Raw genomic sequence first — 24837 nt, forward strand, 5'->3', positions numbered from 1 at the left:
GGCACCGGCACCCCTAGGAACTCATCCCGTGGCAGGACGTTTCGCTCCCCGGCCCACGCGCACCACCGTGCGCGGTGGGGAGGTCGCCGTGCCCGCCGGAGTGCCGCGACCGGCCACGGCACCGGCCCGGGTCCGGCGGTGGGTGCCCAACGGGCCGCTCGACCTCGGGCTGGTGCTGGGTCCGCTCAGACGCGGGCCCGCCGATCCGACGTTCCGGGCGGCCCGCGACGGTTCGGTGTGGCGGGCCACCCGGACGCCCGCCGGGCCCGGGACGCTGCGGGTGCACGGGTACGGGGGTGAGGTGCGCGCCGAGGCGTGGGGGCCCGGGGCCGAGTGGTTGCTGGAGCAGATGCCGGAGCTGCTGGGCGCCGCCGACGAGCCGGACGCGTTCGTGCCCCGGCACCGGGTCGTGGCGCTGGCGCGGCACCGCAGGCCGGGGCTCAGGCTGACCCGGACCGGGCTGGTGCTGGAGTCGTTGATCCCGTCGGTGCTGGAGCAGAAGGTCACGACCGACGAGGCGTACCGGGCGTGGCGGTTGCTGGTACGGAGGTTCGGGGAGCCGGCGCCGGGGCCCGCGGGGGTGGGCGAGCGGTCGATGTGGGTGATGCCCGCGCCGCGGACCTGGGCGCTGATTCCCTCCTGGGAGTGGCATCGGGCCGGGGTCGACGACAAGCGGGCGTCGACGATCCTGCGGGCCGTGCGGGTCGCTGCGCGGCTGGAGCAGGCGGTGGGGATGCCGGCGGCCGAGGCCCGGGCGCGGTTGGAGGTCGTGCCGGGGATCGGGCCGTGGACGTCGGCGGAGGTCGTGCAGCGCAGTCACGGGGCTGCGGATGCGGTGACGGTCGGGGACCTTCACCTGCCCGGGATCGTGGGGTGGGCGCTGGCCGGGGATCGTGATGCGGACGATGCGGAGATGCTGCGCTTGCTGGAGCCGTACGCGGGGCAGCGGCATCGGGCGGCTCGGTTGATTCTGCTGAGCGGGAACGTGCCCGCGCGGAGGGCGCCGAAGATGCCTCGGGTGGACATCGGGTTGCTGTGAGGCGAGCGGTGCGGGGGGCACGACCTCGCAGCACGACTGCCCGCGGCTATGGAGGACAGCCGCTGCCGGGTGGGCGCCGCCCCAGCGGCACGACTCCCTGCAGTCACGCGCCCCGAAGGGGCGCGGGGAACCGCGCGATCACCCCCACCGGCGCGCGCCGGTGGACGGCCCTCCGGGCAGGGGCCGGGGCGGAGCCCCCTGGGTGGCGGCCCCTGCCCGCCCGTACGGCTACTGGTCCGAGGAGAAGCGCACCGCGCCCGCCGGAATCCGGGCATCGCACCAGACGCGTGCGCCGTCCCGCAGCTCGTTGTCGGGGCCGACCACCGCGCCGTCGCCGATCACCGTGCCGGTGAGGACGGAGCGTTCGCCGACTCGGGCGCGGTTGCCGATGAGGGAGTCGGTGATGACGGCGCCGGGCTCGATGACCGCGCCGGGCAGGATCGTCGAGCCGAAGACCCGCGCCCCCTCGGCGACGAACGCGCCCTCGCCGACCACCGTGCCGCCCGCCAGCTTCGCGTCCGGCGCGACGCTGGCCGTCGGCAGGATCAGACGGTCGCCGCAGCGGCCAGGGACGGCCGGGGAGGGCGCGCGGCCGAGCACCAGGTCGGCTGAGCCGCGGACGAAGGCCGCGGGGGTGCCGAGGTCGAGCCAGTACGTCGAGTCGACCATGCCCTGGAGATGGGCTCCGGCGGACAGGAGGTCCGGGAAGGTCTCGCGTTCCACCGACACCGGACGGCCCGCCGGGATCGTGTCGATGACCGAGCGGCGGAAGACGTACGCCCCCGCGTTGATCTGGTCGGTGACAATCTCCTCCGGCGTCTGCGGCTTCTCCAGGAAGGCGAGGACGCGGCCCGTCTCGTCGGTGGGGACCAGGCCGTACGCGCGCGGGTCGGTCACCTGGGTGAGGTGCAGGGACACGTCCGCGCCCGTCGACTCGTGGGTGTGCACGAGGCGCCTGATGTCCAGGCCCGTCAGGATGTCGCCGTTGAAGATCAGGACCGGGTCGTCGGGGCCGGAGTGGAGGCGTGAGGCCACGTTGCGGATCGCGCCGCCCGTGCCGAGGGGCTCCTCCTCGGTGACGTACTCGATGTGCAGCCCGAGGGAGGCACCGTCGCCGAAGCAGGGCTCGAAGACCTCGGCCAGATAGCTCGTCGCGAGGACGATGTGCTCCACGCCCGCCGCTCTCGCTCTCGCCAGCTGGTGCGTGAGGAACGGCACTCCCGCCGCCCGGACCATGGGCTTGGGCGTGTGCACCGTGAGCGGACGCAGCCGGGTTCCTTTGCCTCCGACCAGAAGGATCGCTTCTGTCACCTGTCGTCTCTGCTTCCTGCCGGGACCGGTCGAACTACTCGTTTCGGCCGGCCAGTGTATGCAGACCGTGCGACGGTGCCCTCGATCGGCCGTGCGGTGTCCTCAGCGGCGCCCCTGGTACCGCGCCGCGCTGGAACGGGCCGTGCCGAGCTTGGCGTAGAGCCGCTTGCCCGGGCATGAGGTGGAGAATCCGTCCCGATGGCCGGAGATCACGTTCAGTCGTACGTTCTTCCCCTTGGGGTACAGATTGCCACCGCCTGATGTCAGATATGTCTTTCCGCGCGGATTGGCCCCATAGAGCCCGAGCTTCCACGCGGCGAGCCGGGCGATGGCCTTCAGGGCGGCGCCGGACGGCTTGGCCGAGGCGTAGCTGCCGATCACGGCGATGCCCATGCTGTTGTTGTTGAACCCGAGGGTGTGGGCGCCCCGCACCGCCTTCGCCGCTCCCCCGGCCCGGCCCTCGTAGATGTGTCCGCACTTGTCGACGAGGAAGTTGTAGCCGATGTCCCGCCAGTGCATGCTCTTGACGTGGTAGCGGTAGATACCGCGGATGACGGAGGGCGCCTGGGCGCAGGTGGACTTGTTGCCCGAGGCCGTGTGGTGCACGAAGACCGCCTTGACCTTCTTCGTGTAGGCGAACCCGCTCTTGCGCAGTGACTCGTCCGCTCCCCAGCCGTGGCGCGTGACGATCCGCGGGCGCGGTCCGATGTACTTCCTGCCCGCGCTGTCCCCCATGAGGCGGCTCATCTCCCGCTCGGTGTCGCGCCGGTTCAGCTCGGGGATCTCCAGGGCGCCGACGGGCGCGAGGTCGGCGTCGGCCGCGTAGGCGGCGGCCGTGGGGTCCGTCTGCGCGAGGGACCCGTTCGCCGGCGGATCCGGGGGCGGCGCGCCGTCCCCGGGGTCGACGAGTTCCAGGCGCAGCCCCGAGGGCAGCGGCGGGACCGGGTCGCCCGGACGCCCCTTGGCGGTCGTGCCGGAGCCGGCGAGCACCCGTACGTCCACGCCGTCCGAGTCGCCCACCCACAGCGGTGCGGTGGCCCCGCGCACCCGGCCCGAGGTCCCCTCGCCCGTGCCCGGGTCGGCGCCGTCGTCCTCGTCGTGCGTCTCGACGTCCTGCCAGCCGGACCACCGCTCGGTCGCCGCGGACCGGTTGCGGACCTGGACCCGGCCCTCCAGTTCGGTGCCCGGGTCGTCCCAGACGACCCCGACCAGCGAGAAGTGCTGTACGTCGACGCGGTACAGGCCCTGCTCCGGGGCCGGGCCGAGGGCGCGCTCGCGGGAGAGGGGGACGAGGGGCAGTGATCGGGTGCTGCCCGGGACCGCGACCTCATCCACCCGGCCCGTGGCGTCCGTCCGTTCCGCCCGCGCGGAAGCGGCGGCCGCGGGCAGCGCCGGCGAGAGCGCGAGGGCGGCCGCGCACGTGACGCCGAGCGAGGTGGCACCGATCGAGGAACTCAGGAATCCACGCATGCCCATGATCATGGACATAGTCATACAAATCTGTCCAACGGTGAACTGACGGACCGTCGGAAACCGTTCCGCCGAACCGGTGGCACCGTCACGCGGTGCGCGCGGTGGCCCCGGCGTACTCTTGCGCGGGTGAACGCCACCGATCGCACCCCTGCCGACCTGCTGCGTTCCGCGCTCGCCGCGGAGCCCGGCCGCCCCCTGGTGACCTTCTACGACGACGCCACGGGCGAACGCGTCGAACTGTCCGTGGCCACCTTCGCCAATTGGGTGGCCAAGACCGCGAACCTCCTTCAGGGCGATCTGTCCGCCGGCCCCGGCGACCGGGTCGCACTGCTGCTGCCCGCGCACTGGCAGACGGCCGTGTGGCTGCTCGCGTGCGCGTCGGTGGGGGCGGTGGCGGACGTGGCCGGGGACCCGGCGTCCGCGGACGTCGTCGTGAGCGGGCCGGACTCGCTGGAGGCGGCGCGGGCGTGCCGCGGGGAGCGGGTCGCGCTCGCGCTGCGGCCGTTGGGGGGACGTTTTCCGCAGACGCCTTCCGGATTCGTCGACTACGCCGTGGAAGTGCCGAGCCAGGGGGACCGGTTCGCGCCGTTCGCGCCGGTGGATCCGGAGGAGCCGGCGCTGATCGTCGCGGGGGCGGAGTTCAGTGGGGCCGAGATCGTCGAGCGGGCCTCGGCACAGGCGCCTTCGCTGGATCTGACGGGGCCGGGATCGAGATTGCTGTCCGCTCTGCCGTACGACACGTGGGAGGGGCTGAGCGCGGGGTTGTACGCGCCGTTGGCCGTCGGGGGGTCGGTGGTGTTGTGCCGTCATCTCGACCGACTGGACGAAGAGAGTCTCGCGAAGCGGATCGAGAGCGAGCGAGTGACCGCTTTGCGCCGCTGAGACAGGGTTCGACCGCCGTCGGGTGCGGGTGGGCGGGGGTTGCCCGCGCCCACGCGGCGGAGCCGCACATCGGCACAGCCCCGCGCCCGTTCGGGTCGGCCACCGTCCCCCGATCGGAGTAGCTGGGGGCGCCTTTCCCGTCCCTCCCCGCCATCGTCGTAAGAGCAGGACGCCACGCTCGTACGGCATGAGGGGGCCCGCACCGTGACCGGCATCGTTCGGCGGGCCCTCGGGCCCGGACCCGGCTCCTCGGCCGGCGGGGGCGGGCTCGAGCGGCGGCGTCGGCGGCGGTGGGCCAGGCGTACGACGCTGGCGGTGGCCGTGCTGGTCGTGGCGGCGGCCGGGGGCGGCTGGGCCGTGTACGCCAAGCTCAGTGCCAACATCACCCCGGACGAGGCGGCCGCCGCGGAGCTCGCCCGCTACGAGCGGGAGCGGCCCACCGCACTGGTGCGGGGCGCGCAGAACATCCTGCTGATCGGGTCCGACACGCGGGCCGGGAACGGCAACGGGAAGTACGGGCGGGACCTGGGCAGCGAGCGGTCCGACACCACGATCCTGCTGCATCTGTCCGCCGACCGGCGCAGCGCCACCGCCGTCTCGCTGCCCCGGGACCTTATGGTGGACATCCCGGACTGCCGCAAGCCGGACGGCAGTCGCGGCGAGCCGGTGTTCGCGATGTTCAACCACGCCTTCCAGGTGGGCGGTTCGGCCTGCACCATCCGCACCGTCGAGAAGCTGACGAACATTCGGGTCGACCATCATGTGGTGGTCGACTTCAGCGGGTTCAAGGACATGGTCGACGCCGTCGACGGCGTACAGGTGTGCCTGAAGGAACCGATCAACGACAAGGCGGCGAAGCTGCGGCTGCCCGCGGGCAAGGTGACCCTCGACGGGGAGCAGGCGCTCGGATACGTACGGGCCCGCAAGTCGCTCGGCGACGGCAGCGACACCGAGCGGATGGAGCGGCAGCAGCGCTTCCTCGGCGCGCTCGTCGACAAGATGCAGAGCAACGACGTCCTGCTGAACCCGGTGAAGCTGTATCCGGTGCTGGACGCGGCGACCCGCTCGCTCACCACGGACCCCGAACTGGCGAGTCTGCGCGGTTTGTATCAGTTGGTCCGCGGGCTGCGTGACATCCCCACCGAACATGTGCAGTTCCTGACGGTGCCGCGCGAGTCGTACGTCTACGACGCGAATCGCGACCAACTCGTGGAGCCGGAGGCCGAGAAGCTGTTCGCGCGGCTGCGGGCCGACCAGCCGGTGGCGGTGGCGCAGGGCCGTTCCCGGGAAGTTCCCGCGCGGGCTCCGGAGGCGGACCGCGGGAACGGCCCTTCCCCCGCTCCCACGTTCAGCGGCAACACGGCCGCCGAACACGCCTGTGAGTAATACGCGTACCAAGTCGACGAACCTCAGTTCAGGAATATGAGGGGGATTGCCCAGTTGTAGGCAGGTGGAATTTGTCACCGGCGTCGCTTGACGCTGAACTGGGCGGATAGTGTGAGCGATCCGGTGCACCCGGCCGCGAGGTCCGTCCTGGGGTCGTGCACTGTTTCACCGAGACCCGAGCGCCTTTGAGGGGGAAGGCGCCGCGTGGCCCCGACGGAGGATTCGGACAACCGTGGACGCGCAAGGCCGTGGGCGGGCGGACAACATCGATCCCGCAGACCAGTGGGTGCTCAATCCGAACACCGGCGAATACGAACTGCGACTGAGTCCTTCCTCACCGCAGTCGTCGGTACCGGGCCAGCGCAGACCGAAGGGCGAGGGCGGCGGCGCCACGCGCCGTCGGCGCGACGCGCCGACGGACCAGACGCGCCAGACACGCGAGACCCAGCAGACGCGCGAGACGCGGCAGACACGCGGCTCGGACGTGCCGGCCCAGCGCCGGCGCCGCACCGAGCCCGAGCCGCCGCCGGGGCGGCGCGGCCGACGGCCGGTGAAGAAGAAGTCGAAGGCGAAGAAGGTGCTGGCGTGGACCGCCGGCGGCACGGCGTTCGTGCTGGTCGCCATCGGCACCGCCGGCTACCTCTACCTCAAGCACCTCGAGGGCAACGTCACCACGACGGACGTCGGCAGCGCCGCCAAGAACGGCTTCAGCAAGGACGACGCCTTCAACATCCTGATCATCGGCACGGACAAGCGCACCGGCAAGGGCAACGAGGGCTACGGCGACAAGGGCAGCGTCGGGCACGCCGACACCAACATCCTGCTGCACGTCGCCAAGGACCGGACGAACGCGACCGCGCTCAGCATTCCGCGCGACCTGATCGTGAACGTGCCGGACTGCCCGACCAAGCAGCCCGACGGCAGCGAGAAGGTCGTCCCGGGCACGGACAGCGTGCGCTTCAACACCAGCCTGGGGCAGGACGACCGGGACCCCGGCTGCACCATGCGCACGGTGCAGCAGGTCACCGGCATCATGCCGGACCACTTCATGATGGTCGACTTCAACGCGGTGAAGACGCTGACCTCGGCGGTCGGCGGCGTGGACGTGTGTCTCGCGCACGCGGTGAACGACAAGGAGTCTCACCTCAAGCTGCCCGCGGGCCCGTCCAAGGTCGAGGGCGAGCAGGCGCTGGCGTTCGTCCGCACCCGGCACAGCTGGGGCAACCAGGGCGACCTCGACCGCATCAAGGCGCAGCAGGCCTTCATGGCCTCGCTGATGCGGAAGATGTCCTCCGGCGACACGCTGACCAACCCGTCGAAGCTGATCGACCTCGCCGAGGCCGCCACCAAGGCGCTCACCGTCGACAAGGGCATCGGCTCCGTGGGCACGCTCAAGGACATCGCGCTGGAGCTGAAGAAGGTCCCGCCGAAGAACATCTCGTTCGTGACGGTGCCCGTGCGCGACAACCCTGCCGAGAAGGTCCACGCGACCGTCGTCGTCGACCAGGCGGCGGCGCCCCCGGTCTTCGACGCCATCAGGAACGACGTCTCCTTCACCGAGGTGAAGAAGAAGCAGAAGGCGGCCAAGGACGCCGCCGCCGCGCGCCTCAAGGGCAGCCGGTCCGCGCCCGCCGAGGTGCGGGTGCGGATCCTCAACGGCGGTGCGGACCCCGGCAGCGCGCAGCAGACCCTGCAGTGGCTGCAGACCCAGCAAGGCGTGCTCAAGTCGGAGAACACGGGCAACGCGCCGGCGCCCCTGAGCAAGACCACGCTGGAGTACGCGCCGGACCAGGCGGCCCAGGCGCGGGAGCTGGCGCATCTCATGGGTCTGTCCGGCTCGGCGCTGAAGCCCGGCAAGAGCGTGACCAACTCCCAGGGGCTGCCGGCGATGACGCTGACCCTGGGCAAGGATTTCAAGGGTGCGGGAGTGTCCCTCACTGCTCCGTCGAAGGCGCCGGACGTCGACAAGTCCACGGCGGACAAGGTGAAGTGCGCCTCGTAGGTAACCCAACGGGTCCGTCGTGCGTCTAACTGGAGGCGGGACGGACCCGTTGCATGGCGCAAGGGTGGGGAGGGCAGGAAGTTTGGCGCAGAGCGATGTGCGGGGGAAGGATCCTGCGGTCGACGACACGATGTCGCTCGCACCGCAGGCGCCGGACGGGCCGGGCGGTCACGACGGCGGGCGGCGCAAGGTCCGCTCGAAGACCGACCGGCAGCGACGCCGACGGCGGGCTCTGCGCTGGTCGGCGACCGTGCTGGCGGTGGTGATACTCGGCACGGCGGGGGCCGGCTATCTGTACTACGAGCACCTGAACGGCAACATCCGCAAGGGCGAGCGCAGCAACGGCGACGACTCCAAGGCGCACCGGACGCCGGCGAACGCGGCCGGGCAGACGCCTTTGAACATCCTGCTGATCGGCTCCGACAGCCGTAACTCCGACGAGAACGTGAAGCTCGGCGGTGCCAAGTACGACCGCGGCAGCCCACCGCTCGGCGACGTGCAGATGCTCATCCACCTCTCCGCGGACCGCAAGAGCGCCGCCATGGTGAGCATCCCGCGCGACACCCGGGTCGACATTCCCCAGTGCAAGGACTCCGCGTCCGGCAAGGTCTACCCGGCCACGAACGGCATCATCAACACCTCCCTGGCCCGGGGCGGGGCCGGCTGCACGCTGGCCACCTGGGAGAACCTGACCGGGGTCTACATCGACCACTGGATGACCATCGACTTCGCCGGCGTGGTGAAGATGGCGGACGCCATCGGTGGTGTCGAGGTCTGCGTGAAGCAGAACGTCTGGGACCACTCCACGCCCGCACAGCACGGGGGCTCCGGGCTGAAGATGACGGCCGGACGGAAGAAGGTCCAGGGCGTGCAGGCCCTGCAGTGGCTGCGGACCCGGCACGCCTGGGGCAGCGACGTGATGCGCGCCCGCGCCCAGCACATGTACCTGAACTCGATGTTGCGGACGCTGAAGTCGCAGAACGTCTTCACGGACACCGGCCGGCTGATGGACCTGGCCGAGGCGGCCACCAAGTCCTTGCAGGTGTCCGAGGAGATCGGCACCGTCAAGAAGCTCTACGACCTGGGCATGGAGCTGAAGTCCGTACCGTCCGACCGCATCACGTCGGTGACGATGCCGAACCTCCAGGACCCGCAGAACTCCGAACACGTCGTGCCCGACAAGGTCAACGCCGACAAGATGTGGCAGATGCTCCGCGACGACGTGTCGTTCGACAAGAACGGCAAGGAGTCGGGTACCAAGCAGGTCGCGAGCAAGTCCAAGACGAAGGCCCAGACGCCGTCCGTCGCCCCGGGCCGGCTCGGGGTGCTGGTGCAGAACGCCACGGGGACGACCACCGAGGCCCCGGTTCCGAACCGGGCGCGGGCGATCGCCGAGGCGCTCGGGCAGCAGGGCTACGCCCAGGCGACGGCCGACACCTCGGGGGTGGCGAAGTCCGCGGACGCGACCGTGGTGCAGTATCCGAGCGCCGAACTGGAGGGTGACGCGCAGGCCGTCGCCAAGGCGCTGGGTATCCCGGTGAGCGCGGTGAAGAAGTCGACCGATGTGTCGGGGGTCACGGTCGTCGTCGGCGCGGACTGGCGCACGGGCACGGCCTTCCCCAAGCAGAAGGCCCCGAAGGCGGGCGACGTGCCCGTCGGCTCCGATGCCATCAACGGCTCGGACTCCTCGCAGTGCATGCCCGTGTACAAGCCCTACCAGTGGTAGACCTGCCCGGTACCTGACCGAGGGGCTCGCCGTCGAGGACGGCGAGCCCCTCGGCTCATGCGCGCACGCGCGGTCAGTACGCCGCGGTACGGACGTCGGCCATGCCGGCCGCCCTGTCCACGGCCCCCTCGGCGAACGAGGTCATGCCCTTGTCGTAGACCATCGGCGTGTAGCACTGCGACTGGCCCTGGTGAATGGTGCAGCCGTAGCGGCGGCCGTCGTCGTCGCGGATCACCGAGGCACCGGCACAGGCGTAGCCGGCGGACGCGTTGCCGCACGCCGGCTGGGTGTGGTCGAGGGTCAGTCTCGCCCAGACGGTGTGACACGCCGCGCTGTAGCGCAGCTCGATGGTGCCGAAGGCGCTGTGCGCGTTCTCGACGGTCGCCGACTCCACCGTGGTGGCGCGGCCGGCGCAGCCCGCGGAGGAGGGGTCACCGCCGTCGTGGGCGTAGGCGTGGGAGACGCCGGTGGCCGCGATCATCGCGAGGCCGAGTCCGCCGGCCACGACACCGGCACGAGCGAAGGTGCGCAGGCGAGAGCGCATGAGATCCCCCTGAAAGATCAAGAAAGCGTCGACATCCGACCATGATGACGGTATGAGGTCAACAGAAATTCCACACGGGGTACATGGAAGTGCCACATCGCCATGTCCCCTGCGGGTCCGACGACTTGGGCCTGCCCGCGCGGGTCCGCAACGGCGAAGGGCTCCTCCCCGGACGGGGAGGGGCCCTCGATGACTGCTCGAGGCGTGCTCAGCGGGCGCTCAGCACCGCCGGCCGACGCGAGGCGATCACGCGCTTCGCCAGGGTCTTCGGGCTCGTCAGGAAGCCCCATCCCCAGGACATGTGCATGGTCGCCAGGGCCACCGGTATCCGTATCCGGGCCGCGAGGGGCAGTCCCTTGCCGGCCGGGACCGAGCCCGCCGCGATCGCCGCCAGATAGCCGCCGGGGATCACGAAGCCCCACGGCGTGAGCGCCGCGCCCACCACGACACCCGCGGCGATCGCGCACACCGCCGTCGGCGGAGCGAGGTAGCGCAGGTTGATGGAGCCCTCGTGGTAGCGGGCGACGACATGGCGCCATCGGCCGTAGTCCTTGTACTGCTTGGCGAGCGCCTTCACGCTCGGCCGCGGCCGGTACGACACCCTCAGCTCGGGCGAGAACCAGATCAGGCCGCCCGCCTCGCGGATGCGGAAGTTCAGCTCCCAGTCCTGGGCGCGGATGAACTCCTCGTTGTAGCCGCCCTGTTGTTCGAGGGCCTCGCGGCGGAACACCCCGAGGTAGACGGTCTCGGCGGGACCGGCTTCGCCGCCCGTGTGGAAGGCCGCGTTGCCGACACCGACCTTCGAGGTCATCGCGGCGGCGACCGCGTGCTCCCAGTCGTTCTCGCCCTCGGCGTGCATGATGCCGCCGACGTTCTGCGCCCCGGTCTCCTCCAGGAGCCGTACGGCGGTGGCGATGTAGTTCGGCGAGAGCATGCCGTGGCCGTCGACGCGCACCACGATCGGGTGACGGGATGCCTTGATCGCCGCGTTGAGCGCGGCCGGGGTGCGGCCGGTCGGGTTCGGGACGGTGTGCACGCGCGGATCGTCCCGAACGAGCTCGGCGGCGATCTCGTCCGTGCGGTCCGTGGACGGACCGAGGGCGATCACGACCTCCATCTCGCCGGCGTACTCCTGCGCGAGGATCGCTTGGACGGCCCCGCGCAGATGCCGCTCCTCGTTGAGGACCGGCATGATCACAGAAACGGCGGGGAGTCGCACGTCGGGCTTGGCGTTCATAGGGCGCCCACGTTACCGCGAACGGGGGACAGCGGTGCGCGCCGCCGGGGCTGAGGCGCGGGCTGAGGATCGTATCGGCCTACGGTGCTCACGGATCCCACGTACGGCCGTCGTCCGGAGGTGTCCCTTGCCCAGCCAGCCACGGTCTCCCTCCCCCGCTGCCGAAAGCGCGGGAGGTGACCCCAGGCCGCAGCGCCGACCGCAGCCGCCCAGCCGCGTGCCCAGGCAGCCCGAGCGGGCCACGCGATCCGTGCGGCCCCGGCGGCCGCGCTGGGCCATGCGGGCGGTGACCACACTGTCCGTGGTGGTGCTCGCCTCCGCCGGTATCGGCCATGCGGTCGTCACCAGTCTGGACGCCGGCATCACCCGGGTCGACGCCTTCAAGGACATGAAGAACCGGCCCCGCGCGGGGCACGGCATGAACGTCCTGCTGGTCGGCACCGACGGCCGCGACAAGGTCAGCGCGGCGCAGCGGCGCGCCTACCGGCTGGGCGGCCAGCCCTGCCACTGCACCGACACGATCATGATCGTGCACATCTCGGACGACCGGGAACGCGCGACCGTGGTGAGCCTGCCCCGGGACTCCTACGCCGAGGTGCCCGCGCACATCGACACGACCACCGGGCAGCGGCACGGCCCGCACCCCGTCAAGCTGAACGCCGCCTACGCCGAGGGCGGCCCCCAGCTGACCGTAGCCACGGTCGAGGCCATGACCCATGTGAAGATCGACCACTATCTGGAGGTCGACTTCACCAGCTTCATGAGGACCGTGGACGTCCTCGGCGGGGTCCAGGTCTGCACATCGACACCGCTGAAGGACTCGTACACCGGCCTCGACCTCGCGGCCGGTACCCACGTCCTCAACGGCGGCCAGGCACTGCAGTACGTACGCTCGCGGCACCTCGACGGGGTCAGCGACCTGAGCCGGATGAAACGGCAGCAGCGGTTCCTGGCCGCGCTGATCGAGCGGGCCAGCTCCTCCAGGGTGCTGCTGAACCCGATGCGGTTCAGGGACGTGACCCGGGCGGTGCTCGGCTCGGTGCGGGCGGACGAGGGTTTCGGCACGGACGAGCTGCTCGACCTCGGCCGGGCGATGCGGAACTTCTCCCCGTCCTCCTCCGAGTTCACCACCGTGCCCATCGGGCAGATGAACTACCAGGTCAAGGGCATCGGCTCGACCCTGAAGTGGGACCAGGCGGCGTCCGGCAGGCTGTTCCAGGCCCTGCGCGACGACGAGCCGCTCATCGTGGACCACCCGCACCGCGCCGCCGCGCCGGTGCCCGTGGAGGTCGACCCGCGGCAGATCCGGGTCCAGGTGGAGAACGGCACCGCCACGGCCGGGGTGGCCAAGCGGCTCGACGCGGCCCTCGCGGCGGGCGGTTTCGCCGCCAACCACCAGCCGGTGCCCGCGGCCGTGCACGACGCCGAGCGCACGGTGATCTCCTACGACCCCCGCTGGGACCGCTCCGCCCGATCCCTGGGCGCGGCCCTGCCCGGCAGCGAACTGCGCGCGGTGCCGGGCCTGGGTCCGGTGATGAAGGTCACCGCAGGGGCGGACTTCCAGGACATCCGCAAGGTGCACAAGGTGAAACTCGAGGACCCCGGCAAGCCGGAGCAGAGCGTGGTGCGCGGCAACGAGGTGGTGTGCCCGGAGGCGCAGAGGGCATAGGGCGCGCCCCGAAAGGGCGCGGGGCCGCATCGAGGTGCGGCTGAGCCGTGTGCGCGCGGCCGGCCGCGACGGACCCGCACGTGACGCACCGGCCTCCCGGTGGAGCGCTCAATCCTCGAAGCCCTCCGCCGCCCGCTTCTCGCGCAGCTCGCGGATCTCCCGGCGGCGGGCCAGGCGGTGGGTGCGGCGGATCTGGGCCTCCTGGTAGCGGCGGCGGTCGCGGTCGGTCTCCGGGAGCACCGGCGGCACCCGGCGGGGCTTGCCGTCGGCGTCCACAGCCGCGAAGACCAGGTAGGCCGAGCCGACCTGGGTGGCGGGGGTCGACTCGTTCCAGCGCTCGGCCAGGACCCGCACACCGACCTCCATCGAGGTCCGGCCGGTCCAGTTGACCTGGGCCTTCACATGGACCAGATCACCCACGCGGATCGGCTCCAGGAACGCCATCTCGTCCATGGAGGCGGTGACGGCGGGTCCGCCGGAGTGCCGTCCGGCCACCGCGCCCGCCGCGTCGTCGACCAGCTTCATGATCACCCCGCCGTGCACCGTGCCCAGAAGGTTGGTGTCGTTGTGGGTCATGATGTGGCTGAGGGTGGTACGGGAAGCAGATGTCGCCTTGCCCGGGATGTCCGGATCCGCGTCCGGAGCCTGGTCTGTCATGGCCTCCACCTTATGCCGAAGCGACTTTCGCGGAATTTGTGTCAGCTTCGCAACAGCGGCGCCCTGATTTTCCGACACCCCTTGTAAGGCCCACGGCAGTGCCCTGCACACTGGGGCGCATGAATGACTGGCCCGAAGGATGGTCCGACGACAACCGCGGTCCGCGCTACGGACGCGGCAGTGGCGGCGCGCAGCCGGAAGGCGCCCGCGCGATGCGTCATGTGCAGCGCGGCCCGGCGGTACCGCCCGGGCAGCGCTCGTACGGCGCCCCCGGCCCGTCGGCACCGCCGTACGGCGCCGGAGTCCCGCAGCAGCCGTCGTACAGCGACGGCCAGGGATACGACGGCTATGACAGCGGCTACAACACGGGCCAGGTGTACGGCGGCGGCCGCGGCGGCGGCTTCGTACCCAACGACAACGACTCGGACCCGGAGGTCGACCGCTACCGGCCGCGCCCGAACTGGCGGCGCCGGATCAAGTGGGCCGTGCTCACGCTGGTCACTGTGCTCATCGTCACCTCGGTGGCGACGTACTTCTGGGCCGACTCCAAGCTGCGCCGCGAGGTCGACCTGTCGAAGGTCATCGACCGGCCCGAGTCCGGCCAGGGCACGAACTACCTGATCGTGGGCTCGGACAGCCGTGAGGGCATGTCCAAGGCGGACGAGAAGAAGCTGCACACCGGGTCCGCCGAGGGCAAGCGCACCGACTCGATGATGATCCTGCACGTCGGGGACAACGGCGACACACTGATCTCGCTGCCCCGCGACTCGAACGTGACGATTCCGACCTTCCGCGGTTCGACGTCGGGCAAGATCCGGCCCGCCATGGGCCAGAACAAGCTGAACGCGGCGTACGCGTTCGACGGTCCGACGCTGCTGGTCCGCACGATCGAGTACAACACCGGTCTGCACATCGACCACTACTGCGAGATCGGCTTCCAGGGCTTCGCCAGCATCGTGGACGCGGTGGGCGGCGTCGACATCACCATCGACAAGGCTTTCAAGGACAAGTACTCGGGCGCGGACTTCAAGGCCGGCAAGCAGACGCTCAACGGCGAGCAGGCGCTGGCTTTCGTCCGCACGCGGCACGCCTTCGCCGCCTCCGACCTCCAGCGCACCAAGAACCAGCAGAAGTTCCTCTCGGCCCTGGCCCACCAGGTGGCGACGCCCTCGACCGTCCTCAACCCGTTCAAGTTCTACCCGACCATGGGCGCGGGGCTGGACTCCCTGATCGTCGACAAGGACATGTCCCTGTGGGACCTGGCCTCGATGTTCTGGGCGATGAAGGGCGTCAGCGGCGGTGACGGCAAGTCCCTGAACATGCCGGTCTCCGGCTCCACCGGCGGCAACCTCGTCTGGGACAAGGCGAAGATGAAGACCCTGGTGGACGAGTTGAAGAACGACCAGCCGGTCACCGTCTCCGGCAACTAGCGACACCGGAACGCCGACGGCACGGCCAAGGGCACCCGCAAGGGTGCCCTTGGCCGTTTCACGGCCGCCGGCTCACATCTTGGCGCCCGCCATCGCGCGGCACGTCTCCGCACAGCGGCGACACGCCTCGGCACAGCGCATCATCTGGGGATCATCGGGCATGGCCATACACGCATCGGCACACATGTCGCAGGCCTTGGCGCACATCGCGCACATGTCGGGGGACATCGGCGAGCGCCGCATCATCATGTCGGCGCACATACGGGTCGTCTCGGAGCAGTCCATGAGCGCGCGCATGATCTGCATCTGGGCCTGACCGCCCATCTGCATGCAGGAGCTCATGGTCTCCTCGCAGACGCTGTGGCAGTTCATGCAGGCGTCGACGCAGTCCTGCATCTGCTGGGTCATGGCGGTCATGGTTCCGGGCTGGGTCATGGCTCCTCCTGGGGGGAGAGGGGCCCGGAGCGGGCCCCGCGTGCTTCCGTCCTACGCCGGTGAGCGCCGTTCGGCATGTGACCGACCAGTCGGGAGGCGTACCCCGGAACGACGGAAGGCGCCCCGCAGGACGCCTTCCCGAAGAACCGGAACCCGTGGCCGCTTACGGCAGGTTGCGGGCCATGACGATCCGCTGGACCTGGTTCGTTCCCTCGTAGATCTGGGTGATCTTGGCGTCGCGCATCATGCGCTCCACCGGGTAGTCCCGCGTGTAGCCGTAGCCGCCGAGGAGCTGGACCGCGTCCGTGGTGACCTCCATGGCGACGTCCGAGGCGAAGCACTTGGCGGCCGCGCCCTGGAAGGTGAGGTCCTTGTCGCCGCGCTCGGAGGCGGCCGCGGCCTGGTACGTCAGGGCGCGGGCGGCGGCGATCTTCATGGCCATGTCGGCGAGCATGAACTGGATGCCCTGGAAGTCGGCGATCGGCTTGCCGAACTGCTTGCGCTCCTGGACGTAGCCCTTGGCGTAGTCGAGGGCGCCCTGGGCGACGCCGAGGGCCTGGGCCGCGATGGTGATGCGGGTGTGGTCCAGGGTCTTCATGGCGGTGGCGAAGCCGGTGCCCTCCTCGCCGATGATGCGGTCGGCGGGGATGCGGACGTTGTCGAAGTAGACCTCGCGGGTCGGGGAGCCCTTGATGCCGAGCTTCTTCTCCGGGGCGCCGAAGGAGACGCCCTCGTCCGACTTCTCGACGACGAAGGCGGAGATGCCCTTGGTGCGCTTGGTCGGGTCGGTCACGGCCATGACCGTGTAGTACTCGGAGACGCCCGCGTTGGTGATCCAGCGCTTGACGCCGTTGAGGACGTAGTGGTCGCCGTCGCGGACGGCCTTGGTCGTCATGCCGCCGGCGTCCGAGCCCGCCTCCGGCTCGGAGAGGCAGTACGAGAACATCGCGTCGCCCTTGGCGAGCGGGGCGAGGTACTTCTTCTTCAGGTCCTCGGAGCCGGAGAGGATCACCGGAAGCGAGCCCAGCTTGTTCACCGCGGGGATGAGGGAGGAGGACACGCAGGCGCGGGCCACCTCCTCGATCACGATGACCGTGGCGAGCGCGTCGGCGCCGGCGCCGCCGTACTCCTCGGGGACGTGCACCGCGTGCAGGTCGTTGGCGACCAGGGCGTCGAGGGCCTCCTGCGGGAAACGGGCCTCCTCGTCCACCGCGGCGGCGTAGGGCGCGATCTTCGCCTCGACCAGCGAGCGGACGGCGTCCCGGAGCATGTCGTGCTCCTCGGACGGGCGGTACAGGTCGAAGTCAGCCGATCCGGCCACGGTCTCTCACGCTCCAAAGACGCAGTGATACTGACGCTAATTACCGTTAAGTAACTCAAATTTTAGAGGCCTGCCCCAAGCACGCCTACGTGAGCTTGGCGACAGCGGGGAAATTGCCCGCAGGACAGCCCGACTATGCTCGGCTCCGCATCACCGACGTACCCGATCTGGAGCACATCCATGAGCCTGAAGATCACCGTGATCGGCACCGGATACCTGGGCGCCACGCACGCCGCGGCCATGGCCGAGCTCGGTTTCGAGGTGCTGGGGCTCGATGTCGTGCCCGAGAAGATCGCGATGCTGGAGCGCGGCGAGACCCCGATGTTCGAGCCGGGGCTCGAAGAGCTGCTGCGCAGGCATGTGGCAGGCTTCGAGGGGTCCTCGGGGCGGCTGCGGTTCACCACCGACTGGGCCGAGGTCGCCGCGTTCGGTGACGTGCACTTCGTGTGTGTGAACACCCCGCAGCGGCACGGCGAGTACGCGGCCGACATGTCGTACGTCGACGCCGCCATCGCCTCCCTCGCCCCGCATCTGCACGGGCCCGCCCTGGTCGTCGGCAAGTCGACCGTGCCGGTCGGCTCGGCCGAGCGGCTGGCCGCCTACCTCGCCGAGCACGCTCCCGCCGGTGCGGACGCGGAACTGGCCTGGAACCCGGAGTTCCTGCGCGAGGGCTTCGCCGTGCAGGACACGCTGCACCCGGACCGGATCGTGGTGGGCGTGCGCGGCGAGCGGGCCGAGAAGCTGCTGCGCGAGGTGTACGCCACTCCGGTCGCCGAGGGCACGCCGTTCGTGGTGACCGACTTCCCGACCGCCGAGCTGGTGAAGACGGCCGCGAACTCCTTCCTCGCGACCAAGATCTCCTTCATCAACGCGATGGCGGAGGTGTGCGAGGCCGGCGGCGGTGACGTGGCGAAGCTGGCGGAGGCCATCGGGCATGACGACCGGATCGGCAAGAAGTTCCTGCGGGCCGGGATCGGCTTCGGCGGCGGGTGTCTGCCCAAGGACATCCGGGCGTTCATGGCGCGCGCCGGTGAGCTGGGCGCGGACCAGGCGCTGACCTTCCTGCGGGAGATCGACTCCATCAACATGCGCCGGCGCGGCCAGATGGTGGAGATGGCCCGGGAGGCCCTCGGCGGCGGCTCGTTCCTCGGCAAGCGGGTCGCGGTGCTCGGCGCCACCTTCAAGCCGGACTCGGACGACGTCCGGGACTCGCCCGCGCTGAACGTGGCCGGGCAGATCCATCTCCAGGGCGGCCAGGTGACGGTGTACGACCCGAAGGGCATGCAGAACGCCCGCAAGGTCTTCCCCACCCTGGGCTATGCCGGCTCGGCCCGCGAGGCCGTGCGCGGGGCCGATGTCGTGCTGCACCTGACCGAGTGGCGGGAGTTCCGCGAGCTGGACCCGGCGGCGCTGGGCGAGGTGGCGACGGCCCGGGTGATCCTGGACGGCCGCAACGCCCTCGACCCGGAGCTGTGGCGGCGCGCGGGATGGACGTACCGGGCGATGGGCCGCCCGACCGCGTAGCCGAACCCGGGCGCGTGGACGAACGGGTGACGCCGGTTCGGCCGAGGCTCAGTCGGCCGAACCGGCGTCTTTCCGCATTCTGCACCACGCGGCACCCGCGTGGCCGATGAACTCGGTGTGGTTCACGGCTCCTTCGCCCGGTACCGGCGCATCTTCGCGCGCGCCCCGCACACCTGCATCGAGCACCAGCGGCCGCGTCCGGCGGGGCTGCGGTCGTAGTACGCCCAGTGGCAGGTCCCGGCCTCGCAGGCCTTCAGCCGGGCCCAGGTGCCCGCGACGACCGCCTCGGCGACGGCGACGGCGACGCGGGAGAGCAGCGGGCCGGTGTCGGCCGGGGCGAGGGTCGCGGAGCCGTCGTGACCGTCGACGGCGACATACAGCGGAGCGTGCGCCAGCAGCTCGCCGAGCGGGGTCACCTCGCGGTGCGGCGGGTGCCCGGCGTGCGCGAGCAGCACGGCCCGCAGCGACTCGCGCAGGGTGCGGACGTACGGCAGCTCGTCCTCCGCGAGACCGAAGCGCGCCCGGCCGTCCGCCGTGTCGAGCGAGTCGTGTCCCGTTTCGATGTCCAGCGTGTTCACCAGGGACTCGATCAGGGCCAGGCCGCCGGGAGCGGCCGATCTCTCGCTCATGTCCGCAAGTTACCTTCCGAATCCGGTTGCGGCGTTACCTCCGGTGCGGGACCATCAGGTAACGCGTTACTGGTTACTTGCTTCTAAAGGTAACTCCGACCTCATGGAGGAAGGTATGGCACTCGCCAAGCTGGGCGTGGTCGTCCTGGACTGTCCCGATCCCCATGCGCTCGCCGGTTTCTATGCGGGAGTGCTGGGCGGCACGATCGAGGAGCAGGACGGCTGGGTCGATCTGAAGGTGCCGGGCGGCCAGGATCTGGCGTTCCAGCAGGCGCCCGCGTTCGTCCCGCCGACGTGGCCCGGGCAGGAGGGTTCGCAGCAGTTCCATCTGGACCTGGTGGTCGAGGACCTGGACACGGCCGAGAAGGAGGTGCTGGCGCTCGGGGCGAAGCCCCTGGACACCGACGACCGCTCACGCACCTGGCGTGTGTACGCGGACCCCGCGGGGCACCCGTTCTGCCTCTGCGCCTGCTGACTCCGGAAGGACTCGGTCAGCCGTCCGGTTCCGTGATCCGGGCCGTCGGCGGCTTGTCCTCGGCCGCCTGGATCACCTCGTCCAGGGTCTCCCGGGAGCGCACCAGGTCGGCGATCATCCGGTCGATGCGGTCGCGCTCGGCGGTGAGGTCGGCGACCAGCCGCGGGGTGGCGATCACGGAGGGCCCGCCGTCCCGGTCCCGCATGCACGGCAGCAGCTGCCGGATCTTCTCGCTGTGCAGCCCGGCCGCGTACAGCTCCTGGATCCGGATGACCCGGTCGACGGCGACCTCCGGGTAGTCCCGGTGCCCGCCGGGTGTCCGCTCGGCGGCGAGCAGCCCCTGGGTCTCGTAGTAGCGCAGCGACCGCTCGCTCACGCCCGTGCGCCGGGCCAGCTCACCGATCCGCATGTCCGCCTCCGCCGGATGGGCTTGAATCTGACATCAATGTCAGGTTCTAGCGTACGGGCATGACGCAGACAACGGACTTCCTGGCCCCGGCCCGGCTCGGCCGGCTCGCGCTCCCGAACCATCTGGTGATGGCCCCGCTGACCCGCAATCGCGCGGAGGCGGACGGCACCCCGACCCCGCTCATGGCCACCCACTACGCCCACCGCGCCTCCGCCGGGCTGATCATCGCCGAGGGCTCGACGCCGAACGCGGTCGGGCAGACGTATCCGAACATCACCGCGATCCACACCGACCGGCACGTGGCCGGCTGGCGTCGGGTGACCGAGGCCGTGCGGGCGGGCGGCGGGCGGATGTTCCTGCAGCTCCAGCACGGCGGCCGGGTCGGCCATCCGGCGACCACCGGGCTGACGCCGGTGGCCCCCTCCGCGGTCCCGCTGCCGGAGACGATCTTCACTCCGCACGGGCACCGGCCTGCCGCCGTCCCCCGGGAGATGACCACCGACGACATCCGCGCCACCGTGGCCGACTTCGCCTCGGCCGCCCGCCGGGCCGTCGAGGCGGGCTTCGAGGGCGTGGAGGTGCACTCGGCCAACGGCATGCTGCTGCACCAGTTCCTCGCGGACAACACCAACCGCCGCACGGACGCCTACGGCGGCTCCGTGCGGCGCCGGGTGCGCCTCGCGGCCGAGGTGACCGAGGCGGTGGCCGACGCGATCGGCGCCGACCGGGTGGGCATACGCATCTCCCCCGCGAGCACCGTCAACGGCGTCCTGGAGGACGGCACCGACGGCCTCTACGCCGCGCTCCTGGCCCGCCTGAAGGAGCTGGACCTCGCCTATCTGCACCTGGTGCGCTCGGACCCGGGGACCGGCTGGTACCGGCGGATCCGCGCCGACTGGCCCGGCGTCCTGATCGGCAACCCGGACCTGACCGACCTGACCACCGAGGCCGTCACCCGGGCCGTGCAGGACCTGCTGGCGGCCGGCGCCGACCTGGTGGCGCTCGGCCGGCCGTTCCTCGCCAACCCGGACCTGGTCGAACGGCTGCGCCGGGGCGCCCCGCTCAACCCGGTCCGGGACCGGTACTTCATGTACGTGGGCGGGGCCGACGGCTACAACGACTACCCCGCCCTGGACGGTCAGGCGGCGCCGTCGTCGAGCGACTCGATGGTGGCGTTGGACGGCGCCCGGGTCGCCTGAAGCTCGCGGGCCACGTCCTCCGCCGCACCCAGCACCCGTACCGCGTTCTGCCAGGTCAGCTTGGCCAGGTCGGACTTCGACCAGCCGCGGTCCAGGAGCTCGGCGATCAGGTTCGGGTAGCCGGAGACGTCGTCCAGGCCGTCGGGGGTGAAGGCGGTGCCGTCGTAGTCGCCGCCGATGCCCAGGTGGTCGATGCCCGCCGTCTCGCGCATGTGGTCCAGGTGGTCGGCGACCGTCGAGACCGTGGCGAGAGGGCGCGGGGTGCGCTCCTCGAAGGCGCGGTGCAGCTTCATCGCCTCCGGGCTGGTGTCCAGGTGGTGGAAGCCGTGGGCGCGCAGGTTCTCGTCGGCCGCGGCCGTCCAGTCCACGGCCGCCTGGAGCACGAACTTCGGCACGAACGTCACCATCGCCATGCCGCCGTTGCCCGGCAGCCGCTCCAGGACGTCGTCCGGGATGTTGCGCGGGTGGTCGCACACGGCACGGGCCGAGGAGTGCGAGAAGATCACCGGCGCCGAGGAGGCGTCCAGGGCGTCGCGCATGGTCGTCGCCGCCACGTGGGAGAGGTCGACGAGCATGCCGAGCCGGTTCATCTCCCGCACGACCTCGCGGCCGAACGCGGTCAGGCCGCCCGCCTTCGGCTCGTCGGTCGCCGAGTCCGCCCAGTCCACGTTGTCGTTGTGGGTGAGCGTCATGTAGCGCACGCCGAGCCCGTACAGGCCGCGCAGGGTGCCGAGCGAGTTGGCGATCGAGTGACCGCCCTCCGCGCCCATCAGGGAGGCGATGCGGCCCTCACTGCGGGCGGCCTCCATGTCGGCCGCCGTCAGGGCGCCGCGCAGCTGCCGCGGGTAGCGCTCGATCAGCTGCCGTACGCAGTCGATCTGCTCCAGCGTGGCCGGCACCGCGTCCGGCAGGTCGGAGCGGACGTACACCGACCAGTACTGCGCGCCGACCCCGCCCTCGCGCAGCCGGGGCAGGTCGGTGTGCAGATGGGCGTCCTGGCGTTCGGCGACATCGCGCGCGTCGAGGTCGTAGCGGACCTGCTTGCGCAGCGCGTACGGCAGGTCGTTGTGGCCGTCGACGACGGGGTACGCGCGCAGCAGTTCGCGGGCTACGTCCAGCGAGGTCATGGGCCTCACTTCCCGAAGCCGAAGCCGCCGGTGCCCTCGACCTTGGAGCGCAGCCGCTTGCCCTTCTCGGTGGCCTGGTCGTTGAGGTCCTGCTGGAAGTCGCGCATCTTGTGCATCAGGTCCTCGTCGTGTGCGGCGAGCATGCGGGCCGCGAGCAGACCGGCGTTGCGGGCACCGCCGACGGAGACGGTGGCGACCGGGACACCGGCCGGCATCTGCACGATCGAGAGCAGGGAGTCCATGCCGTCGAGGTACTTCAGCGGCACGGGGACGCCGATGACCGGCAGCGGGGTGACCGAGGCGAGCATGCCCGGCAGGTGGGCGGCGCCGCCGGCCCCGGCGATGATCACCTTCAGCCCGCGCTCGGCGGCGTGCTCGCCGTAGCTGATCATCTCGCGCGGCATGCGGTGCGCGGAGACGACGTCGACCTCGTAGGCGATCTCGAACTCGTCCAGGGCCTTGGCGGCGGCCTCCATGACGGGCCAGTCGGAGTCCGACCCCATGACGATGCCAACAACGGGGCTCATTCGGTGATCGTGCCTCTCAGGTAGCCGGCTGCGTGACGGGCGCGCTCCAGCACGTCGTCCAGGTCGTCGCCGTAGGTGTTGACGTGTCCGACCTTGCGGCCGGGCTTCACGTCCTTGCCGTACATGTGGATCTTGAGCTTGGGGTCGCGGGCCATGCAGTGCAAGTAGGCGGAGTACATGTCCGGGTAGTCGCCGCCGAGGACGTTGGCCATGACCGTCCAGCGGGCGCGCGGGCGCGGGTCACCGAGCGGGAGGTCCAGGACCGCGCGGACATGGTTGGCGAACTGGGAGGTGATCGCGCCGTCCTGGGTCCAGTGGCCCGAGTTGTGCGGGCGCATCGCCAGCTCGTTGACGAGTATGCGGCCGTCGCGGGTCTGGAACAGCTCGACGGCGAGGTGCCCGACGACACCCAGCTCCTTGGCGATCCGCAGCGCCATCTCCTCGGCCCTGAGGGCCTGCTCCTCGTCCAGGCCGGGAGCGGGGGCGATGACCGTGTCGCACACGCCGCCGACCTGCCGGGACTCCACCACCGGGTAGGCGACGGCCTGGCCGTGCGGGGACCGTACGACGTTGGCGGCCAGCTCCCGGACGAAGTCGACCTTCTCCTCCGCGAGCACGGGGACGCCGGCGCGGAAGGGCTCAGCGGCCTCCTCGGCGGTCTCCACGACCCACACGCCCTTGCCGTCGTAGCCACCGCGGACGGTCTTCAGGACGACCGGGAAACCATCCCCTTCGGCCGCGAACCGGACCACGTCCTCCGGGTCGCTCACGATCCGGTGCCGCGGGCACGGCACGCCGATCGCGTCGAGCCTCGCGCGCATCACGCCCTTGTCCTGGGCGTGCACCAGTGCGTCGGGCCCTGGGCGCACGGGGATACCGTCCGCCTCCAGAGCCCTGAGGTGCTCGGTGGGTACATGTTCGTGATCGAAGGTGATCACATCACAACCGCGCGCGAACTCACGCAGCGTGTCCAGGTCGCGATAGTCGCCGAGGACGACATCGCTGACGACCTGCGCCGCGGAATCCTGAGGGGTGTCACTGAGGAGCTTGAACCTGATGCCCAACGGGATGCCCGCCTCGTGCGTCATACGCGCGAGCTGCCCCCCGCCGACCATGCCGACTACCGGGAACGTCACACCTCTAGCGTATCGGCCGCGCAGGCGCGGCCGGATCGCGCGCCTCTCACACCCTCTTACCCGGGGCTTTCCCGCCTCTTTCCGACCCGTTCCCAAGCTGTGGCCTGGTCCGGGAGCGTCGCACTGGCCGCCTGGTTAGCATGGCTGGGTTGACGAAACCTACCGACGGGAGCTGCACAGCCATGGAACCTCGTTCCTCGGGGCTGCAACGGCTCGTACACGAGGTGGCCAAGTTCGGCGCCGTCGGCGGCGCCGGCGTCCTTGTCAATCTCGGTGTGTTCAACCTGGTCCGGCACATCTCCGATCTGCCGGTCGTGCGCGCCAGCATCATCGCGACCGTTGTCGCGATCGCCTTCAACTACGTCGGCTTCCGCTACTGGACGTACCGGGACCGCGACAAGGGCAGCCGCACCAAGGAACTCACGCTGTTCCTGTTCTTCAGCGCGATCGGCCTGGTGATCGAGAACGGCGTGCTCTACCTGGCGACGTACGGCTTCGGCTGGGACAGCCCGCTGCAGAGCAACGTCTCCAAGTTCCTCGGCATCGGCATCGCCACCCTCTTCCGGTTCTGGTCGTACCGCACCTGGGTCTTCAAGGCGATGCCGGCCCGCGAGGCGGTCGCGAGCGCGGAATCGATCCTGGAGGAGGAGTCGAAGAACCCCTCGTCCACACAGCGCGTCCCCTAGGAGCCCGCTGCCC

Annotated in this window: 23 protein-coding genes; 11 read left to right on the top strand and 12 right to left on the bottom strand. The window is 70.8% G+C overall.

Annotated features, from left to right (window positions below; translation table 11 throughout):
- Nucleotides 1–28 precede the first annotated feature (28 nt).
- Nucleotides 29–1039, top strand: coding sequence for a DNA-3-methyladenine glycosylase family protein (locus tag AVL59_RS42930; RefSeq protein WP_208870541.1), 1011 nt, complete (start codon nt 29–31; stop codon nt 1037–1039).
- A 228-nt stretch (nt 1040–1267) separates the two neighbouring features.
- Here the strand turns inward: AVL59_RS42930 and manB are convergent, their stop codons facing one another.
- The gene (gene manB, locus AVL59_RS42935) at nt 1268–2350 is read right to left on the bottom strand and encodes a mannose-1-phosphate guanylyltransferase (protein WP_067315196.1); all 1083 of its coding nucleotides are present in this window, start codon (nt 2348–2350) and stop codon (nt 1268–1270) included.
- A gap of 102 nt (nt 2351–2452) precedes the next feature.
- Nucleotides 2453–3838 carry a peptidoglycan recognition protein family protein gene (locus AVL59_RS42940; protein ID WP_067315198.1) on the bottom strand — a complete coding sequence of 462 codons (1386 nt, stop codon included), beginning with the start codon at nt 3836–3838 and terminating at the stop codon, nt 2453–2455.
- Nucleotides 3839–3949: 111 nt separating this feature from the next.
- Here AVL59_RS42940 and AVL59_RS42945 point away from each other — a divergent pair, with 111 nt between their 5' ends.
- From AVL59_RS42945 to AVL59_RS42960, 4 genes are all read left to right on the top strand, one after another.
- Nucleotides 3950–4705, top strand: a complete 756-nt coding sequence (locus tag AVL59_RS42945; RefSeq protein WP_067315200.1) for a TIGR03089 family protein — start codon at nt 3950–3952, stop codon at nt 4703–4705.
- A 204-nt stretch (nt 4706–4909) separates the two neighbouring features.
- Nucleotides 4910–6091, top strand: a complete 1182-nt coding sequence (locus AVL59_RS42950; protein ID WP_067315202.1) for an LCP family protein — start codon at nt 4910–4912, stop codon at nt 6089–6091.
- A gap of 232 nt (nt 6092–6323) precedes the next feature.
- The gene (locus tag AVL59_RS42955) at nt 6324–8093 is read left to right on the top strand and encodes an LCP family protein (RefSeq protein WP_067315203.1); all 1770 of its coding nucleotides are present in this window, start codon (nt 6324–6326) and stop codon (nt 8091–8093) included.
- 130 nt (nt 8094–8223) lie between these two features.
- Nucleotides 8224–9819: an LCP family protein gene (locus AVL59_RS42960; protein WP_067318447.1), complete on the top strand. Its 1596-nt coding sequence runs from the start codon at nt 8224–8226 to the stop codon at nt 9817–9819.
- 73 nt (nt 9820–9892) lie between these two features.
- Here AVL59_RS42960 and AVL59_RS42965 read toward each other — a convergent pair whose 3' ends face one another.
- Nucleotides 9893–10363, bottom strand: coding sequence for a DUF2690 domain-containing protein (locus AVL59_RS42965; RefSeq protein WP_067315204.1), 471 nt, complete (start codon nt 10361–10363; stop codon nt 9893–9895).
- Between the two features lie 208 nt (nt 10364–10571).
- Nucleotides 10572–11600: a glycosyltransferase family 2 protein gene (locus tag AVL59_RS42970; RefSeq protein WP_067315206.1), complete on the bottom strand. Its 1029-nt coding sequence runs from the start codon at nt 11598–11600 to the stop codon at nt 10572–10574.
- A gap of 127 nt (nt 11601–11727) precedes the next feature.
- Here AVL59_RS42970 and AVL59_RS42975 point away from each other — a divergent pair, with 127 nt between their 5' ends.
- Entirely contained in the window at nt 11728–13269 is a 1542-nt protein-coding gene (locus AVL59_RS42975) for an LCP family protein (protein ID WP_443732252.1), read from the top strand.
- Nucleotides 13270–13377: 108 nt separating this feature from the next.
- On the opposite strand, the gene AVL59_RS42980 is transcribed toward AVL59_RS42975, so the two are convergent.
- Complete coding sequence (locus AVL59_RS42980; RefSeq protein ID WP_067315210.1) at nt 13378–13926, bottom strand: acyl-CoA thioesterase; 549 nt, start codon at nt 13924–13926, stop codon at nt 13378–13380.
- A gap of 119 nt (nt 13927–14045) precedes the next feature.
- On the opposite strand from AVL59_RS42980, the gene AVL59_RS42985 reads away from it, so the two are divergent.
- Nucleotides 14046–15356, top strand: a complete 1311-nt coding sequence (locus AVL59_RS42985) for an LCP family protein (protein WP_079147263.1) — start codon at nt 14046–14048, stop codon at nt 15354–15356.
- 72 nt (nt 15357–15428) lie between these two features.
- Here the strand turns inward: AVL59_RS42985 and AVL59_RS42990 are convergent, their stop codons facing one another.
- Together AVL59_RS42990 and AVL59_RS42995 are read right to left on the bottom strand one after the other, a co-directional pair.
- Complete coding sequence (locus AVL59_RS42990) at nt 15429–15791, bottom strand: four-helix bundle copper-binding protein (RefSeq protein ID WP_067315212.1); 363 nt, start codon at nt 15789–15791, stop codon at nt 15429–15431.
- Nucleotides 15792–15954: 163 nt separating this feature from the next.
- Nucleotides 15955–17112 (bottom strand): acyl-CoA dehydrogenase, encoded by a 1158-nt coding sequence (locus AVL59_RS42995; protein ID WP_067315214.1) that lies wholly within the window; start codon nt 17110–17112, stop codon nt 15955–15957.
- 180 nt (nt 17113–17292) lie between these two features.
- On the opposite strand from AVL59_RS42995, the gene AVL59_RS43000 reads away from it, so the two are divergent.
- The gene (locus AVL59_RS43000; RefSeq protein WP_067315216.1) at nt 17293–18636 is read left to right on the top strand and encodes a UDP-glucose dehydrogenase family protein; all 1344 of its coding nucleotides are present in this window, start codon (nt 17293–17295) and stop codon (nt 18634–18636) included.
- A 122-nt stretch (nt 18637–18758) separates the two neighbouring features.
- On the opposite strand, the gene AVL59_RS43005 is transcribed toward AVL59_RS43000, so the two are convergent.
- The gene (locus AVL59_RS43005) at nt 18759–19265 is read right to left on the bottom strand and encodes a CGNR zinc finger domain-containing protein (RefSeq protein ID WP_067315218.1); all 507 of its coding nucleotides are present in this window, start codon (nt 19263–19265) and stop codon (nt 18759–18761) included.
- A gap of 115 nt (nt 19266–19380) precedes the next feature.
- Here AVL59_RS43005 and AVL59_RS43010 point away from each other — a divergent pair, with 115 nt between their 5' ends.
- On the top strand, nt 19381–19740 hold the full coding sequence (locus tag AVL59_RS43010; RefSeq protein WP_067315219.1) for a VOC family protein: 360 nt from the start codon (nt 19381–19383) through the stop codon (nt 19738–19740).
- Between the two features lie 16 nt (nt 19741–19756).
- On the opposite strand, the gene AVL59_RS43015 is transcribed toward AVL59_RS43010, so the two are convergent.
- On the bottom strand, nt 19757–20149 hold the full coding sequence (locus AVL59_RS43015; RefSeq protein ID WP_067315221.1) for a MerR family transcriptional regulator: 393 nt from the start codon (nt 20147–20149) through the stop codon (nt 19757–19759).
- Between the two features lie 59 nt (nt 20150–20208).
- On the opposite strand from AVL59_RS43015, the gene AVL59_RS43020 reads away from it, so the two are divergent.
- Entirely contained in the window at nt 20209–21348 is a 1140-nt protein-coding gene (locus AVL59_RS43020) for an alkene reductase (RefSeq protein WP_067315222.1), read from the top strand.
- On the opposite strand, the gene AVL59_RS43025 is transcribed toward AVL59_RS43020, so the two are convergent.
- From AVL59_RS43025 to AVL59_RS43035, 3 genes are read right to left on the bottom strand one after another with little or no spacing between them, the layout of a single operon-like run.
- Complete coding sequence (locus AVL59_RS43025; RefSeq protein WP_067315224.1) at nt 21288–22475, bottom strand: dipeptidase; 1188 nt, start codon at nt 22473–22475, stop codon at nt 21288–21290. The genes AVL59_RS43020 and AVL59_RS43025 overlap by 61 nt on opposite strands.
- Before the next feature lie 5 nt (nt 22476–22480).
- Entirely contained in the window at nt 22481–23002 is a 522-nt protein-coding gene (purE, locus tag AVL59_RS43030) for a 5-(carboxyamino)imidazole ribonucleotide mutase (protein ID WP_079147264.1), read from the bottom strand.
- Nucleotides 22999–24138: a 5-(carboxyamino)imidazole ribonucleotide synthase gene (locus AVL59_RS43035; RefSeq protein ID WP_067315228.1), complete on the bottom strand. Its 1140-nt coding sequence runs from the start codon at nt 24136–24138 to the stop codon at nt 22999–23001. Before AVL59_RS43035 ends, purE begins: the two co-directional genes overlap by 4 nt.
- A 182-nt stretch (nt 24139–24320) precedes the next feature.
- Here AVL59_RS43035 and AVL59_RS43040 point away from each other — a divergent pair, with 182 nt between their 5' ends.
- The gene (locus tag AVL59_RS43040; RefSeq protein ID WP_067315229.1) at nt 24321–24824 is read left to right on the top strand and encodes a GtrA family protein; all 504 of its coding nucleotides are present in this window, start codon (nt 24321–24323) and stop codon (nt 24822–24824) included.
- The last annotated feature ends 13 nt before the right edge of the window (nt 24825–24837 follow it).

Origin of the sequence: Streptomyces griseochromogenes (genome assembly GCF_001542625.1) — a bacterium.
GTDB classification, from domain to species: Bacteria; Actinomycetota; Actinomycetes; order Streptomycetales; family Streptomycetaceae; genus Streptomyces; species Streptomyces griseochromogenes.